The following is a 15,101-nucleotide window of genomic DNA, read 5'->3' as shown; positions in this document are numbered from 1 at the left end:
GGCTTGGCGCCCCGCGCTTGGGCGAGCGCGAACGGCGCCTGGACCAGCGCGGCGGCGGTCAGGACGGCGGCGAAATAGGCGCGACGATGCATGTTCGGAAATCCCCCAAGTAATCGTCGGCAACTTAGGGGGCCACGGCCACGGCGCAAGCGACGTTGCGTTTCACCTCAGCAATGCGGGGCGCAGCCTGCTTCAGGTCGAGTTCGGCGGAACCGGGGGCTCGAAGCGGCCCTCCGCCGGCGGGATTTGGATCGATGGCGGAGCGGAGGCTTGGCCGTTCAGGCCGTGGGCCGAAGCGGCGGCGCCCTCCCCGTCATCGCCCGGCGTGAAGCCGAACTCGGCGCAGAGGCGGGCGATGTGGTCGTCGAGGGGGTCGAGCCCGAAGTCGTCGGAGCGGGCGGCGACCTCCAGGTGGTCGTCGAGCAGGTCGAGGAGGTCGTCGGGCTCCTCGCCCTCGGCCTCGTCCCAGATCACCTGCTGGAGGGCTTCGCGGAGGTCGGTCTTGCGCCGCTTGATCCGCACCTGGTCCCGCAGCCGGCGTTCGGGCTGGCCCTCGCCCGCCTCGCGGTCCTCGCGCGCCTCGCGCCGCTGGTCGCGCTCGAGCTTGGCTTCGAGGGCCAGGGTCTGGCGGACCGAGCGGGAGATGCGGTGGAAGGCCAGGCCCAGGTCGCTGGCGGACTTGTCGTCCTCGGCCGCCATGGCGCGGCCGTGGATCGAGCGCGCCAGCGTCAGGCCGAGCTCCGAAAGCTCGGCCAGGATCCGGCCGCGCCGCTCCGTGATCTCCGTGGGGTCGGACATGAACAAAGCAAGAACATGGAAATCGCGGAAAGTCAAATTTTCAGCACGCTTTTCGAGTGTGCGCCGCGCCGGCGGACGCCGCGTTGACCGCCGCTGGAAAACGGAGTTCGCTGGCCAAAGGGCGCGCGCGCCGGGCATTGGGGGATATCAGGATGGCGCCTCGCAACTCCAGGGTCCTCGCGGCCGCCCTGCTGCTGGCCGCCCCCCTACTCGGCGTCTGGGCCGGCCTCGCCGCAGCGCAAGCCCCCACCGGCGGCGACCCCGCGGTGGAGGACAAGACGGCGACCTCGCGGTTCCGCTGCCAGGACGGCGGCGACCTGCAGGCCCAGTTCGTGACCCAGCACGGCCGGCTGGTGGCCATCGTCGACGCCTTCGACGGCGACGGCCCGCACACGCTCGCAGGCAGGCCCTACGACGGCCCGCCGGTCAGGCTCACCTGGAGCGACGGCCGCCGCACGCTCACCTGGAGCCCGGGGGTGCAGATCATGTGGATGGCCGCCGACGTCCACCGCATGTGCGGCCGGCCTGGGCATCATCACTGAGGAGCAGCCCCGGGGCCGCGCGGCAAGGCCACGCCCCCGCCGATGCGGCGAGGGCGTGGGTCTAGGCGGCTACCAGCGATAGCCGCGGTCGTAGCGCCAGTCGTGGTGGTAGTGGCGGTGATAGCGCTGATAGCGGTCGCGCCGGTTGTCGTAGCGGTCCCAGCGGTCGGGGATGCCGTCGCGGTCGCGGTCGCCGTAACCGTAGCGATAGCCGCGGTCGTAGCCGTAGCCGCGATTGTGGTCATAACCGCGGTCGTAGCCGTAGCCGCCGCGGTCGTAGGCATAGCCGTAGGGCTGCGCCATGGCCGCGCCCCCGACAAGGGTCGCAGCCGCCGCCGCAGCGGCGATGATCAGGGTCTTCATGGGGTTCTCCTTGGTCTCCATTGAGGCTGACCCTAGGAGCGCAAGGCTGAACCGACCGGGAGTGAGGTGTTCATAGGGGGTTCACCATGGGGGCGACGGCGCTACGGCCTGGTGCGGAGCGTGCTGGGATCCAAAGCCGCCTCAATGACGCGCCTCCGGGCGCTGGCGAACGGCCGGCCGCAGGCCGGTCTAAACCAAGCTCCGGAGCCAGCCTGTGGCCACCCAAGTTAAGCGTGGCTGGCATCTGAGACAGGTGCGCGCGGAATTGTGAACCAGCCAATTTTATGCCAGCGACCATGACAATGTCAGCCAGTACTAGATATATATTTTGACATTGTTTCGTTCGTTGATCAGACTCCGAATCATGAGGGACGATCTTCACAAGAAGGCCCCGACGCCGCGGCGTGTTCAGCACGTGCTCAAGCTTGCGCTCCGCCCTGCGGATAGAAACTTTCCGGAACGCTTGGCCGAAGCGGCGCACCGAGCGCTTGACCAGCCGCGCCAGATGGGCTCGGCGATGGTGAAGCAGCTGCGATAGCCGTGGCGCAGGTCCGTCGCTGCGCTGTAGCGCTCGACGAACGGAAGGCTCGCCGCATCATGCGCGAGCGCTTTCCGGAGACGTTGGTAGTGATGAGCGTGGATATTCTACGCGCCAAAACCGTGGTATCGCGCCTCGGCGTCAAAGGGGCGGAGGACGCGTTCGAAAAGGCAGTGCAGTTCGGAAAGATGTACGTCCCGAAAGGGCGATGAATCCGGCTTTTCCGGATTGGTGCTAAGGCCCTACCTCGGTCTGAACCGCTTCCCCGCACCGCCCCCTCCCCCATCTTCAGAGGGATGCCCCGGCCGAGGTGTGACGTCTCAGGCCGGGGCTAAGTCTCGCGCCCGGACTGGAGTACAGGCGCGCCGATCTCTCTCTCAAACGCCTGGCGCAGCCCCGGGGAGGCCGGGCCAGACGGCTACAGACTAGCATCACGGTGGGGACGTGCCAAATCGCCCGCGCGCGGGGCGCGAGTCGCAGGGCTCCTGGAGCCCCTCCCGGAGCCCCTTTGGGGGCCCTTGGGGCGGACACGGCGCGGCCCTGAACACTCTATCGGTCAGGGCCGCGCTCGGCCGACGCCGCGCGGTTTGGGCTCGGGACACGCGGCGCACTTGTGACTTGCACGCTCGGGGAAAGCGCGAAGGTCGCAGCAGAGACGTTGCGGCCGCGCCGCATCCCCAGGTCGTCGCCCGAAAAATAATCAATAGGCCGCGAAAAGGGTGAGGCCGAAGGTCCGCGGCCGCTGCGGCGTTATCTGCGGCGTGCGGCTCGGGTTGAACTGGTTGCCGAAGGCGAAGGTGTCGTCGAAGGCGTTGGTCGGGTTGGTCAGGAACAGCTGGGCCCCCAGCCCGCGCCGCCGCAGCTCGAGCATCAGCTTGGCGCGGACATAGCCGCCCATCTCGGGGAACTGGGTATCGAAGGTCACCCGGGAGCGTCCGACATAGACGGTCTCGCCCGACAGCCGCATCTGCCAGCCGCCCGGCGCCGGGTGCTCGTAGCTGACCAGGGCTCCGCCGGAGAACGGGGGCGCGTTGGGCAGGCCGTCGATCAGCACCGTCAGGAAGTTGGGGTTGGGGTTGAACGTCCGGGTCCGGGTGAAGCGGGCGTTCAGCTCGGCCGACAGCCCGTTGTCGGAGGTGTAGGCCAGCTCCGTCTCCACGCCGAGGATCCGCGCGTCGCCGGCGTTGGTTGTGAAGGGGATGCCGGAGGCGCGGTACTGGTCGGTCTGGATGTCGTTCCAGAGGTCGTAGAAGACCGCGGAATTGAACGACAGGCGTTTGTCGAGCGCCTGCATCTTCAGGCCGACCTCGTAGTTGCGCAGCTGGTCCGGCGCATAGGTCTGGCGCGCCTCCGGCAGCGGCGCGGCCCCGCTGGAGTTGAACCCGCCCGCCCGGTAGCCTTCCGAATAGACCGCATAGACGAGGTCGCCGCCGGCGAACTGGTGCTGCAGCGAGACCTTGGGGGAAAAGTTCTGGTAGGTGGCGGCGCGGTCGAGGTCGCGCGGGGCGAAGGTTTCGGATTCCACGTGCGACCGGGTGTGGGTGTGGATGCTGAAGGCGCGGCCGCCGAGCGCCAGGGTCCAGCCGGGGGCGAGCTCGTAGGACACCTCCCCGTAGGCAGCGACCTCGTCGATCCGGTCGTGCCGGTCCTCGTTGTAGACCGGCACGTTCGGGGCGAAGGTGAACTGGGCCAGGAAGGCGCTCGGCGAGTGCTCGGCGGTGCTGGATCCGTAGACCCCCACCAGCCACTGGAAGCGGCTGGCGCCGCGCGAGGTCAGGTACAGATCCTCCACGAGCATGGTGGCGTCGGTGTGCTCGGAGTAGGCCGCGGTCTGGGCGAACGAGGTGAACAGGTCCTCGGCCGCCGTGGCGTCGTAGAAGCTGCCGTAGGAATGCCGCACGACGCCGGTCGAGGAGGTGAGTTCGCCCCAGCCCCACGAGCGCTTGATCTTCGCCGTGGCCAGCGAGATGTCGTTGACGTGGGGCTCGGCGATGCGGTTGTCCCGCCGCAGGCCCAGGCCGGCCGTGGTGTACTGGGTGTCGTCCGAGCGCAGGTGCTGGGTGGCGCCGGTAAGCAGGAACGTCCAGTCGGTGTTCGGCTCGAACGACGCCGTCAGCCGCGCGCCGGCGCGCTGGGTGCGGTTGGCGTTCTTCCAGTTCAGCCGCACGTCGTCGAGATAGCCGCCCTCGACCTCGTCGTAGGCCGAGAGCCTGATCCCCAGCCCTTCGCGCCAGATGGGCGAGTTGATGTAGCCCTCGATGGCGCCGCTGGGCGCGCCGCTTTCGGTCACCGCCCCGGTCACCCGCGCCTCGCCCGACAGCCCGCTGAGGTCCGGCTTGTTGGAGACGATCCGATAGACCCCGCTGAGGAAGCCGGCGCCGTAGAGCGCGCCCTGCGGGCCGCGCGCGATCTCGACCCGGTCGATGTCCGACAGCCGCAGGTCGGGGTCCGGGGCGTTGTAGTTCAGCGGGATGTCGTCGAGGTAGGTGGCGACCGTTGACCGCGCGCGGCCGGTGTAGGCGCCGTCCGAGAGCCCCCTGAGCAGCAGCTTGTCGCGCCCCGGGCCGAGGTTGGTGGAGAGCATGCCCAGGTGGGCGCCGCTGTCGGCCGCGTCGTTGGCGCCGGCGGCCTGCAGGTCCAGCCCGCGCACGGCGGTGACCGCCACGGCCAGCTGGCGCGGGTCGCGGACGCGCTTGGTGGTGGTGACCAGGACCTCGGAGACGGTGACGGGCGTCGCCGGCCGGGCCGTGGCCAGGCGAGCGATGGGGGCGATCTCGATCGCGCCGGGCGCGATCATCCGCCAGGTGCAGGAGGCGTCGGCCGAGAGCAGGCGGTCGAGGGCCTGCTCGACGGTCATGGCCGCGGCGAAGCGCTCCTGCGAGTAGCCGGCGCAGGCCGCCGCTCCGATCAGGGTGACGTTGGCCTGCAGCGCGACGTCGAGCAGCGCCTCGGAGGTGGGCTTGGGCTCGATGTGAAAGCGCACGGCCGGCGCCGCCGCGGCGGCCCGGTCATAGGCGCCGCACGCCAAGAGGCTGCCCGCCAATGCGGCGGCCGATACACGGCGCGACAGTGTGGACAGCTCAACCCCCGACGAATCTGGCGCTTACCTCCTAAGGAGTATCAGCGCCTTGTCGGAAGGTACCGCCTTGATCGGAAGCATCAAGGACAGCCGCGCCACAACCGCGCGCGGATTGTCGAGGACGACGACCCCGGTGATCGGCAGCTTGCCGAGTTCCGGGTCGGCGATTTCGGTCTGTTCGACGAACTGGCGGTTCAGGTCGGCCACCACGTCGGCCAGGGGCTGGGCGCGATAGACCAGCCGCCCGGCGCGCCAGGCGAAGGTCTCGGCCGGGTCGACCTTCGTCAGCCGGCCGACACCGGCGGCGTCGATCGCCAGCCGCTGGCCGGGCGCAAGGGCGACGGGCCGGCCCGAGGCGATGGACGCCGCGGAGCCCACCTCGACCCGTCCGCGGGCGACGGTGACGGTGAGCTGGTCGCCGTGCGCCTTGACGTCGAACTGGGTGCCGAGGTCGCGCACCGTGCGGCCGGCCGCCGTCACGACGAACGGACGGCGCGCGTTGTGGGCCACGTCGAAGATCGCCTGGCCGTCGCCCAGCGCCACGCGCCGCTCCGAGCGCGACAGGGTGACGCGCAGCTGCGTCTCGGCGTCGAGATCGATGGCCGAGCCGTCGGCCAGCGCGACGTGCCGATGCTGGCCCTTGCCGGTGGCGTAGGACGTAACGGTGGTCTGGACCATCAGCGCCGGCAGCACCGCCAGCGCCAGGCCGGCCGCCAGCGCGAAGCCGCCGACCGGAGCCAGCCAGCGCAATGGCGACGCTCGGCGCGCTGCGGGGGGACGCGCCGGCGCCTGACGCCCTCTTGGGCCCAGTTCAGCCAGCACGTCCCCGGCGCGGGCTTCGAACTCCTGCCAGAGCAGCACCGCCCGGCGGTAGGCGGCGCGATTGCCCGGCGCGGCCTCCAGCCAGGCGTCGAATTCGACGCCATCCCCGCCGTCGACGCTCCCACCCAGCCGCGCAACCCAGGCGGCGGCTTGCGCCATCGCCAGGTCGTCCTGCGGCAAAGGGCTCTCCATCGGGTTCGTCATCGGCTCGCTTGCCTGATCTGCGCCCGGGGCGCGGAACACCGACCAAGACGGCGCCGCGGTCCCCTACCCCCAGGTCGGGCGCAAGAAACCCACGGAAACCGCGCGCGGCTCATGACCGGAGCCTCTCGGCCAGGCGGCGGACAGCCACGCCGACATGCTGCTCGACCATCTTGCGCGAGACCCCCATGGCCTCAGCCGTCTCCGCCTGGCTGAGCCCTTCCAGCTTGTGCAGCCGAAACGCGCGGCCCATCTGCGGCGGCAGCTCAGCCACCGCGTCGGCGAGCTGGCGCACGCGCTCCTTGGCCGCCAGCGCCTCGTCGGCGGCCGGCTCGCCCATGATGTCGACGCCGCCCAGGGTCTGGTGGGTGTCGCGCCGCCACTGGGCGTTGCGCTGCGAGGCGCGCTGGGCGCTGCGCACATGGTCGACCATGAGATTGCCGGCCATGCGGTAGAGCAGCGCCACCGGGGCCCTGACCTCGGCCTGCGGCTCCATCGCCGCGACCTTCAGGTAGAGGTCCTGCACCAGGTCCTCCGCCGTCGCCATGGAGCGCAGGCGCGCGGCCAGGAACAGCACCAGGTTCTCGCGCTTCTGCAGAAAGGCGGCGAGCAGCGGCCGATCCTCCACGCGCCGTCCGGACGGCCCAGTAAAGGCCAATGCTATTCCCCCCGAGATCCCCTCGCGTCGCGAGGCGCTAACTTTGCGACATGGCGGGCGAACGGGGAATAGCCAAGTTGTCGCGCGGCGGGTGAAATCGCTCGTTAGGTGAACCGCGTTGTTTCACTGATGAAAAAAAGCCTAACGTCCGGATTGGGCGAGAGGGCGGGAACATGGCGGAAGCTGTTGGCGGCACGGTCGTGGGGGTCGATATGACCGCCCTCGACCTGAGAGTGCTGCTTACCGGGGTCATCACGATCGCGAACGTCAGCCACGTGGTCGTCGACTACGGGGGCGGCGACAGCGACCAGTTCTTCGGGACCTTCGACTACGCGGCCCCGGGCCTGCTGAACGGCGGCACGATCACCGATATCCGGGAATTCGACAACGGGGCGATGAAGTTCGACGCGAACTTCCTGCATATCCCCGTGCTCACCTTCATGGACTGGATCGCCAACGGGCAGACCGACCTCGCTCTGTCGACGATGTTCGCCGGCGCGGACAAGTTCACCGGCTCGCCGTTCGACGACGTGCTGAATTCCTACGCCGGGAACGACACCGTCAATTCGGGCGCGGGCAACGACGTCGTCGTGGCCGGCGACGGCAATGACCACGTCAGCGCCGGCGCCGGGAACGACACGGTTTCCGGCGGCGCGGGCAACGACACCATCGAGGGCAACGACGGCGTCAGCTATCTGCGCGGCGACGACGGGAACGACCTGATCGTCGGCGGCTCCAGCTTCGACGACATCAACGGCAACCAGGGCAACGACACCATCAAGGGCGGCGGCGGCGACGATTGGGTGGTCGGCGGCAAGGACGACGACAACCTGTCGGGCGAGGATGGCGCCGACATCGTCTACGGCAACCTGGGGAACGACACCTGCTCCGGGGGCGCGGGCGCGGACCTGATCCGCGGCGGCCAGGGCAACGACGTGATCAACGGCGGCGACGGGAACGACTGGCTCTCCGGCGACCGCGGCTCGGACGTCCTGACCGGCGGACAGGGCGCCGACACCTTCCATTTCTTCGCCGGCGCCGACGTGGACCGGGTGCTGGACTTCCACTGGTTCGAGGGCGATCGCGTGCAGCTCGATCCGGGGTCCGTCTACACGCTGTCCCAGGTGGGCGCCGACACCGTGCTGCGGATCGGCGCGACCGACCAGCTGATCCTCGTGGGCGTGCAGCTGTCGAGCCTGCCGGACGGCTGGGTCTTCGTCGGATAGGCGGGCGCGGGGGCGGTGGAGCTTGCGGCGGATTGCCCCTAGGATCGCCGACATGGCTTCCAGAGATCCGCGCCGAGCGCCCCGCCCGATCCTGACCTTGACCCTGGCGCTTGGCGCGCTGGCGGCCGGCTTCGCCGCGCCCCTGACGGCCGCAGCCGCCGGGCCCGGCAATCGGCACTTTCCCGCCGGGACCAACAGCCCGGCGGGGGCCAGCCCGCCCTACAGCGCCGCGGTGCTGGCGGGCGACACGCTCTATGTGGCCGGCACGACCGACACGGACCCCGACACCGGCAAGCTGGCGCCGGATGCGGCGACCGGCGCGCGGGTGGTGATGGACAAGATCAAGCACGCGGTCGAGGCCGGCGGCATGACCATGGACGACCTGGTCTGGGTGCAGGTGTTCGCCACGGACCTCAACACCTACGCGGCGTTCAACACCGCCTACCGGAGCTACTTCAAAGGCCCCATGCCGGCGCGGGCCTTCATCGGCGCCGGCGCCCTGCTGGGCGGCGCGCATTTCGAGGTCATGGGCGTGGCGGCGAAGGCGGCGAAGTAGGTCGTCCGCCGCCCAAAAAATCAGGTGCGCGGGACCTGCGCCGGGCTAAGATAACGGCGGTCGGGGAGTCGGGAAATGATCCACAGGCGGGGATTGCTGGGCGCGATCGGGGCTGCGGGTGTGGCGGGCGGCGCGCTCGCCGGCGGGAGGCCCGTGGCCGCAGGCGGCAACCGGACGTCCGACCTCACCGGCCTCTGGACCAACGCCTGGTACACCAAGCTGCAGCGGCCGAAGGCCTTCACCGCGCTCGTCGCCTCCCCGGCCGAGGCCCAGGCCTATGAGGCGCCGCGCCGCGACCACGGAGGCGAGTTCATCGCCAAGGAGGACGAGATCGGCCAGAACGAGAGCGAATTCCCGGACAACGGCCCGGGCCTGGCGCGGATCGGCGGCCAGATCCGCACCTCCTGGATCACCGACCCGGCCGACGGCCGCATCCCCTACCGGACCGACGCGCCCAAGGCCGTGCATCTGGAGCTGGACACCGGCGACTATGACAACGTCGAGGCCCGCGACACCGACGAGCGTTGCCTGACCGCAGCCAGCGGGGCGGCGCCCCTGATCAACAACCACGACGCCAACCTGATCCAGATCGTGCAGACGCGGTCTTGCGTCGCCATCGTCGGCGAGAGGGATCACGAGACGCGCATCGTCGAGATCGAAGGCCCCGGCCGCGAGGCGCCGCTGCGCCCCGGGCGCGGCAGCTGGCTGGGCGCCTCCGTCGGCCATTGGGAGGGCGCGACCCTGGTGGTGGTGACCACGGACCTGCGCCCCGGCCTGACCAAGATCGGCACGGGCCTCTTCCTCTCGGAGCGCGCGCGGGTGACCGAGCGCTTCACCCGCACCGGGGCGGCGGAAGTCGCCTACCGGTTCGAGATCGAGGACCCGACCCTCTTCACCCGCACCTGGCGCGCCGAGGAACTGTTCCGCGCCGCCGACGGGCGGATGTTCGAATACGCCTGCCACGAGGGCAACTACGGCCTGCCCAACATCCTCACCGCCGCGCGGGCCAGGGACGCCGCGGCAGGCGCCCAGGGGAAGTAGGCGCCGGCTCCCCGTCGATCCGAGCGCCCTTCTCCCCTCGCAAGGGGGAGAAAGAACCGGTTAGCGCAGGGACAGGATATCCTGTCCCCGTATTTCCCTGCAGGACGCCCTCGCCGAAGCGGTGGCATTGCGCGAGGCGTTGCAGGCGCGGCTGGGGCCGGCCCAGCCACTCGGCCATTGACGGGTCCGCCGGCGTCGATATGGCGGACCTCAGCCTTACCAAGGATACGCTCATGACCAGCCCGATCCTGCAGCCGGCGATCGCCCTGGTGCTCTGGACCTTCGTCATGTGGGCCTGGCTCTACGCCACCCGCATCCCGGCGATCCGCGCGGCGAACAGGCCCATGGCTCCGGCGATGACGGCGGCCGACCTGAACGCCATGATCCCGGCCCAGGTCCGCTGGAAGGCCGACAACTACAACCACCTGCACGAGCAGCCGACGCTGTTCTACGCCGTGGCCCTGATCCTGGCCGTGGCGGGCGCCGGCCAGGGCCTCAACCTCTGGCTCGCCTGGGCCTATGTGGCCATCCGCGTCGTCCACAGCCTGATCCAGGCCCTGGGCAACGTGATCCTGGTGCGGTTCAGCGTGTTCATGGTGGGGTCGTTGGTGCTGCTGGCCCTGGCGGTGCGGGCGGCGGGGGTGGTGTTTGGGGTGGGGTAAGCCACGCGCACGGCGTGCGCGGTCCCGGCGAGTCGACGGATCGGCCGAGTCAGGCGTTTACTCGGTACGTCGGTAGCCTGGAGGGCACATGGGCGTACTGAAGGACGACATCGCCGCCTTCGATCGCATGCGCAAGGAGCTTGAGGCGCGCCACCTGAAGGAATGGGCGGTCTTCTATCATGGCCAATTCGAGGGCGTTTTCCCGGATTTCGAGAGCGCCGCCGAATCTGCGGTCGACCGGTTCGACCGCGGGCCCTACCTCATTCGACAGATCGGCGCGGGGCCGATCCAGCTTCCCGGCGGAATGATCTTCCAGCCAGCGCATGCGCACGGTTCAGGCCGGGTTTAGACAAGGCACGGCCAGCGCGACCGCCGCCGATCTTCTGGAGCGGGTGGGACCGACGCTGCGTGTCGATATCGGGCTGAAATCCAACGGTGCGCCCGGCGCACCGCCCGATCTCCTGCTGAAGAAGGTCCACGCGCTGATCGACACCGGCGCTGGGGGCGAGTGCATCGACGACGAATTGGCGCGGTCGCTTGGCCTACCTGTCTCCGAGGAAGGGTGGATCAGCGGCATCGGCGGCCGCCATCGCGCGGTCATCTACCTGGCCCGCGTCTACGTGCCATCCCTCGACCGGCTGCTCTTCCAGCGCTTTACCGGCGTGAAGCTGAGCGAAGGCGAACAATCGCATCGTGTGATCCTGGGCCGCTCGTTCCTGCGGCGGTACAGGCTGACCTATGACGGCCTGACCGGTCAGGTCGAGATCATCGAGGATTGAGCCAAGACGCCGCCATGCCGTTTGAGCACCCGCCCTTGACGCCCGACAGCGCGCCGTTCGACGAGGACAACCCGGAGTGGAAGAAGGAGATGTTCGCCCGCGCCGGGCCGCCCGAGGAAGTGCTGGCGCCTGAGCTCCTGGCGGCCTTCAAACGCGCCTGAGGCCGGCCCGCCAAGGCCGCGCGCAAAATCCGTGTCGCCGTGCGGCTGGACCCCGACGTGGTGGATCACTTCCTGGCGACCGGGCCGGGGTGGCAGACGCAGATCAATGAGGCGCTGGCGAGGTTAGTGCGGAGGTAAGGAGGTCGCCGCCTAGAGTAAGGCGCAGCCGCAACAGGTAGGAGCGGTCTCGGCGTGCATTCACGTCAAAATCATCTCGCGTTCGTGAGGGCTTCCACTGAACGGATCGGAAGCCCTGAGACTAGGTTCTTGTCCGTCGGGTCCAGCAGTGGATCAACCACGGCGGTCCATCCGCGCGCTTCGACCCACCGCATGAACTCGTCAAACTCGGCGTCCGAATGAATTGAGACGGTTTCGTACGTCGGCACGTCGAGTTCCGCTGACCGCCAATTTACCAAGAAATTGCGAAGGGTTAGAGGGTCGGTGAGCAGGAGGACCATATTCTCGTACGCGACGGGCTCATCCGTCGCGGGATCGCGCAGGTACAACAGCGGCGCGTACCACTGACCAGGCCTCGTATATCTGGCGGCAAACCGCTCTTCGTAGGTGCGCACGCGCGCATTTTCGACGGGAACTAGTCGCTCACGCCCGCCAAGTTGTTCCAGCAAGAATGACCGTCGGCCAAACGCCTTCGATTGATCCGAGTAGCAGAATGGGTCGCCAGTCTTGCGCGACTCCTCAAACTGAGAATTGAGGGAGGAAGCAAATTTCTCGGCAGGAACTCTATCGAACCTGTGCACGCCGTTGCGTTGCGTCACAATCTCGCGCCCGCCACCCTGGAGGGCAATTTCGATCACGTAGTTGCCGACAGGGCCGCGAGGGTTCAGGCCGCCCCAGGCGATAAGCTTGTGCTGAGTTCGCAGGACATCGGCATTCGCGAAGGTAATTTGCCCTCCGTGAGAGGCGCGAAACCATCCGTTAGCGTCGAAATTCACGAGCTCTGGATAGGACTCGAAGAAGTCGCCGCGAGCGGTGCCCAAGACCCGATCAGAGGGCTTGAGACATGCATCGTGAGAAAGGCCGACGATAGGGCGTTCGAGAGTGCCGAGTTCAACGAGCGACGCGATTGGCGACGAAACTGGCCTTCCACAATGCACGCAATGAAGTGGCCGGGAATTTGCTCGTGCAGCGTCCCTCAGTCGTTGGCGATGGATTTCTGCGCAGTTGCCTATTTCGAAATCTTGCTCAGAGTTGATCGGCGCAATGGTCAACGGCTCATCTCCCACGAGGGAGGTATCCGCTTCGATCATTCGTTGAAGACCCTCGAAAGTAGCTGCTCGGCGAATCAGCGGAATTCGCACACCGCTCGCAAGCGTAATGTCGTCTTCCGAGAATTTGATGCGCTCAGCGCAATCATCGTCAAATCCATAGAACTCAAACAAAACCAAGCCAGATGGAAGTGGTGGCGCATTGTCGCGCACACGGCAAAGTACTACTTCCCGCCCCGCGGAAAAATTCATCTCTCCGAATTCTACAGTCAACAGATCGTCTGAAGCTTCCTCTTCTATTCTTCCTTCGCGTAGCTTGAATCTATCGTAGTCCGCTCTCAGACGCTCGATCTCAATTGAATGCCGCGCCTTAGCGTGAGTGACGCAGTCCGAAACGATTTTTCCCCACACGGCGGATGGCGCCGCAAATCCCTGAGACTGCAAGACCAGAAGTAGGCCCTGCTCCACGGGATCGCCTGCTTCTATGTCCAAGACGATGACGAAGCTGCGACGCAAGATATCGTCGATTATACTCTGATCTTTCGGCCGACCCGCTGCGACCTGCAGCTCGCGAAGGACTCGACGAAGTTCATTGATTATGTCGACCAGTGCCCTTGGTTGGTCTCGAGTGAATTCCTTTTCCGGACCGAGGCGAAACGCCTCCAGGGCGGCGCGAAGCTCGTAGACGACCTTCTTGGAGGACCGGCTGGTAGTCACCAGGAGAAAGCGGCTCGCTTTTTTGCTTCCCAGTGCATGTTGCCGTTCGAACTGCTCGAATACTGACCTCAGATTTCCACCTGGATTCGGTGAAAAATCGATGGTGGCCTTGGCCTGAACATAGACAAAGGACCCGTCGCTGATGGCGAGATTTATGTCGTCAATGCTTTCAGCTGTTTCAAAGCCGATGAGCTTTAGCTGCCCTGCCGGGGCCAACTCGGAATCAATGCCGCAGAGGGACGTGGCGATCACGTAGCCGCCAACCCTGGCCTGAAAACTCGCACCGGACGAAACCGATGCTCCCGCTCCGGATTTTGCGCTCACCTCGGTCTGAACCGCTTCCCCGCCGGGAACCCCTTCGGCGCGAGCTTCCCAGCCCCGGCCCGCTTGCCCAGCCACTCGCGCCACTCCGGCCACTGGCGGTTGCGGCCGCCGGCGTCGATCCAGGCGGCGCCTTCCCCGGCGTTGAAGGCCGCGGCGTCGCGGAGGCCGCCTTCGCGGTAGGACTGGAGCTTGACGCCCTTGCCCCTGGGCATCTCGGGCAGTTCGGCGGTGGGGAAGATCAGGATCTTGCCGTTGTCGCCGATGACGGCGAGGTGGTCGGCGGTTCCTAGGGGCAGGCAGACGGCCGCGCCCTTGGCGCCGGCGTTGAGGACCTGTTTGCCGGCGCGGCGGAAGGCGATGGCCTCGGCCTCCGGCAGGATGAAGCCGTAGCCCTCCTTGCCGGCCAGGATGCGCCGGCCGCCCGGCCGATGGACGAAGATGTCGAGGATGTCGACGCGGTCGTCGAGGTCGATCATCAGGCGCAGCGGCTCGCCGTGGCCCCGCGCGCCGGGCAGCTTGTCGGCGGCCAGCGTGAAGAACCGGCCGTCGGAGGCGAAGATCAGCAGCTTGTCGGTGGTCTCGGCCGGGACCAGGAAGCCGAGCTTGTCGCCCTCCTTGAACTTCAGCTCCGAGGGGTCGTCGACGCGGCCCTTGGCGGCGCGGATCCAGCCGCGGTCCGACAGGATGACGGTGATCGGCTCGCGCACGATCATCGCCTCGATGGCGGCCTCGGCGTCGACCTGCGGGGCGGCCTCGAAGATCGAGCGGCGGGTGTTGAGCTTGCCGAGCGCGGCCTTCACCTGGCGCAGGCCCACGGCCACCAGCTTCCACTGGGCGCGGTCGGAGGCGAGCATTTCGATGATGCCGTCGCGCTCCTGAGCCAGGTCGGCGTGCTCGCGGCGGATCTCCATCTCCTCCAGCTTGGCGAGCTGGCGCAGGCGGGTGTTCAGGATGGCGTCGGCCTGCAGCTCGCTGAGCGTGAAGGCCTCGATCAGCTTCTGCCTGGGCTCCTCCTCGTAGCGGACGATGCGGATCACCTCGTCGAGGTTGAGGTAGGCGATCAGCAGGCCGTCGAGGATGTGCAGCCGGGCCTCGATCCTGGCCAGGCGGTGGCGGGCCCGGCGGACCAGCACGTCGCGGCGGTGGTCGAGGAAGGCGATCAGCGCCTGGCGCAGGTTCATCACGCCGGGCGTGCCGCGGGCGTCGAGGACGTTGAGGTTGACGCTGAAGCGGGTCTCCAGGTCGGAGAGCTTGAAGAGGCTCTCCATCAGGACCTCGGGCTCGACGTTGCGGGACTTCGGTTCGAGGACCAGGCGGACATCCTCGGCGCTCTCGTCGCGGACGTCGCCCAGCAGCGGGGCCTTCTTCAGCTCGATCAGCTCGGCCAGCTGTTCCACCAGGTCGGCCT

Annotated in this window: 16 protein-coding genes and 1 pseudogene; 10 read left to right on the top strand and 7 right to left on the bottom strand. The window is 68.0% G+C overall.

Features of this window, described 5'->3' with window-relative positions:
* Window positions 1-192 precede the first annotated feature (192 nt).
* Entirely contained in the window at window positions 193-798 is a 606-nt protein-coding gene (locus JWP28_RS12295) for a hypothetical protein (RefSeq protein WP_299543253.1), read from the bottom strand.
* Window positions 799-950: 152 nt separating this feature from the next.
* Here JWP28_RS12295 and JWP28_RS12290 point away from each other — a divergent pair, with 152 nt between their 5' ends.
* Window positions 951-1,340, top strand: coding sequence for a hypothetical protein (locus JWP28_RS12290; RefSeq protein WP_299543252.1), 390 nt, complete (start codon window positions 951-953; stop codon window positions 1,338-1,340).
* A 69-nt stretch (window positions 1,341-1,409) separates the two neighbouring features.
* Here JWP28_RS12290 and JWP28_RS12285 read toward each other — a convergent pair whose 3' ends face one another.
* Complete coding sequence (locus tag JWP28_RS12285) at window positions 1,410-1,703, bottom strand: hypothetical protein (RefSeq protein WP_299543251.1); 294 nt, start codon at window positions 1,701-1,703, stop codon at window positions 1,410-1,412.
* A 540-nt stretch (window positions 1,704-2,243) separates the two neighbouring features.
* On the opposite strand from JWP28_RS12285, the gene JWP28_RS12280 reads away from it, so the two are divergent.
* The gene (locus JWP28_RS12280) at window positions 2,244-2,453 is read left to right on the top strand and encodes a hypothetical protein (RefSeq protein WP_299543249.1); all 210 of its coding nucleotides are present in this window, start codon (window positions 2,244-2,246) and stop codon (window positions 2,451-2,453) included.
* Between the two features lie 488 nt (window positions 2,454-2,941).
* Here JWP28_RS12280 and JWP28_RS12275 read toward each other — a convergent pair whose 3' ends face one another.
* The 3 genes from JWP28_RS12275 to JWP28_RS12265 all read right to left on the bottom strand — a co-directional run bounded on the left by JWP28_RS12275 (window position 2,942) and on the right by JWP28_RS12265 (window position 6,971).
* Window positions 2,942-5,269 (bottom strand): TonB-dependent receptor, encoded by a 2,328-nt coding sequence (locus JWP28_RS12275; protein WP_299543247.1) that lies wholly within the window; start codon window positions 5,267-5,269, stop codon window positions 2,942-2,944.
* A 75-nt stretch (window positions 5,270-5,344) separates the two neighbouring features.
* Entirely contained in the window at window positions 5,345-6,346 is a 1,002-nt protein-coding gene (locus JWP28_RS12270) for a FecR domain-containing protein (protein WP_299543245.1), read from the bottom strand.
* A gap of 109 nt (window positions 6,347-6,455) precedes the next feature.
* On the bottom strand, window positions 6,456-6,971 hold the full coding sequence (locus JWP28_RS12265) for an RNA polymerase sigma factor (RefSeq protein ID WP_299543243.1): 516 nt from the start codon (window positions 6,969-6,971) through the stop codon (window positions 6,456-6,458).
* Between the two features lie 203 nt (window positions 6,972-7,174).
* Between JWP28_RS12265 and JWP28_RS12260 the strand changes: the two genes are divergently transcribed.
* The 8 genes and pseudogenes from JWP28_RS12260 to JWP28_RS20655 form a co-directional block, all read left to right on the top strand.
* The gene (locus JWP28_RS12260) at window positions 7,175-8,227 is read left to right on the top strand and encodes a calcium-binding protein (protein WP_299543241.1); all 1,053 of its coding nucleotides are present in this window, start codon (window positions 7,175-7,177) and stop codon (window positions 8,225-8,227) included.
* A gap of 52 nt (window positions 8,228-8,279) precedes the next feature.
* The gene (locus JWP28_RS12255; RefSeq protein ID WP_299543239.1) at window positions 8,280-8,783 is read left to right on the top strand and encodes a Rid family hydrolase; all 504 of its coding nucleotides are present in this window, start codon (window positions 8,280-8,282) and stop codon (window positions 8,781-8,783) included.
* A 75-nt stretch (window positions 8,784-8,858) separates the two neighbouring features.
* A complete protein-coding gene (locus JWP28_RS12250; protein ID WP_299543237.1) occupies window positions 8,859-9,824 on the top strand; it encodes a hypothetical protein in 966 nt (321 codons plus the stop codon).
* A 233-nt stretch (window positions 9,825-10,057) separates the two neighbouring features.
* A complete protein-coding gene (locus JWP28_RS12245) occupies window positions 10,058-10,486 on the top strand; it encodes an MAPEG family protein (protein ID WP_299543235.1) in 429 nt (142 codons plus the stop codon).
* 88 nt (window positions 10,487-10,574) lie between these two features.
* Complete coding sequence (locus JWP28_RS12240; protein WP_299543233.1) at window positions 10,575-10,835, top strand: hypothetical protein; 261 nt, start codon at window positions 10,575-10,577, stop codon at window positions 10,833-10,835.
* The gene (locus JWP28_RS12235; protein WP_299543231.1) at window positions 10,810-11,265 is read left to right on the top strand and encodes a retropepsin-like aspartic protease; all 456 of its coding nucleotides are present in this window, start codon (window positions 10,810-10,812) and stop codon (window positions 11,263-11,265) included. The genes JWP28_RS12240 and JWP28_RS12235 overlap by 26 nt, the downstream gene beginning before the upstream one ends.
* 14 nt (window positions 11,266-11,279) lie before the next feature.
* Window positions 11,280-11,426 (top strand): hypothetical protein, encoded by a 147-nt coding sequence (locus JWP28_RS12230; RefSeq protein ID WP_299543230.1) that lies wholly within the window; start codon window positions 11,280-11,282, stop codon window positions 11,424-11,426.
* Window positions 11,427-11,441: 15 nt separating this feature from the next.
* Window positions 11,442-11,564, top strand: a pseudogene (locus JWP28_RS20655) (BrnA antitoxin family protein); the annotation flags it as partial.
* 71 nt (window positions 11,565-11,635) lie between these two features.
* Here JWP28_RS20655 and JWP28_RS12225 read toward each other — a convergent pair.
* Both JWP28_RS12225 and JWP28_RS12220 read right to left on the bottom strand, forming a co-directional pair.
* Complete coding sequence (locus JWP28_RS12225) at window positions 11,636-13,693, bottom strand: hypothetical protein (protein ID WP_299543229.1); 2,058 nt, start codon at window positions 13,691-13,693, stop codon at window positions 11,636-11,638.
* The coding region (locus tag JWP28_RS12220; protein WP_299543227.1) for a DNA gyrase subunit A at window positions 13,690-15,101 on the bottom strand (1,412 nt) is incomplete at its 5' end. The genes JWP28_RS12225 and JWP28_RS12220, both read right to left, overlap by 4 nt.

Origin of the sequence: Phenylobacterium sp. (genome assembly GCF_028290885.1) — a bacterium.
Taxonomy (GTDB): domain Bacteria; phylum Pseudomonadota; class Alphaproteobacteria; order Caulobacterales; family Caulobacteraceae; genus Phenylobacterium.
This window is presented reverse-complemented; position numbering and strand designations above follow the sequence as displayed.

Excerpts from the sequence above, each read along its gene's own strand:
- JWP28_RS12295 (WP_299543253.1), bottom strand. The coding sequence starts at position 798 with ATGTCCGACCCCACGGAGATCACGGAGCGGCGCGGCCGGATCCTGGCC.
- JWP28_RS12290 (WP_299543252.1), top strand. The coding sequence starts at position 951 with ATGGCGCCTCGCAACTCCAGGGTCCTCGCGGCCGCCCTGCTGCTGGCC.
- JWP28_RS12285 (WP_299543251.1), bottom strand. The coding sequence starts at position 1,703 with ATGAAGACCCTGATCATCGCCGCTGCGGCGGCGGCTGCGACCCTTGTC.
- JWP28_RS12270 (WP_299543245.1), bottom strand. The coding sequence starts at position 6,346 with ATGACGAACCCGATGGAGAGCCCTTTGCCGCAGGACGACCTGGCGATG.
- JWP28_RS12260 (WP_299543241.1), top strand. The coding sequence starts at position 7,175 with ATGGCGGAAGCTGTTGGCGGCACGGTCGTGGGGGTCGATATGACCGCC.
- JWP28_RS12255 (WP_299543239.1), top strand. The coding sequence starts at position 8,280 with ATGGCTTCCAGAGATCCGCGCCGAGCGCCCCGCCCGATCCTGACCTTG.
- JWP28_RS12250 (WP_299543237.1), top strand. The coding sequence starts at position 8,859 with ATGATCCACAGGCGGGGATTGCTGGGCGCGATCGGGGCTGCGGGTGTG.
- JWP28_RS12245 (WP_299543235.1), top strand. The coding sequence starts at position 10,058 with ATGACCAGCCCGATCCTGCAGCCGGCGATCGCCCTGGTGCTCTGGACC.
- JWP28_RS12240 (WP_299543233.1), top strand. The coding sequence starts at position 10,575 with ATGGGCGTACTGAAGGACGACATCGCCGCCTTCGATCGCATGCGCAAG.
- JWP28_RS12235 (WP_299543231.1), top strand. The coding sequence starts at position 10,810 with ATGCGCACGGTTCAGGCCGGGTTTAGACAAGGCACGGCCAGCGCGACC.
- JWP28_RS12230 (WP_299543230.1), top strand. The coding sequence starts at position 11,280 with ATGCCGTTTGAGCACCCGCCCTTGACGCCCGACAGCGCGCCGTTCGAC.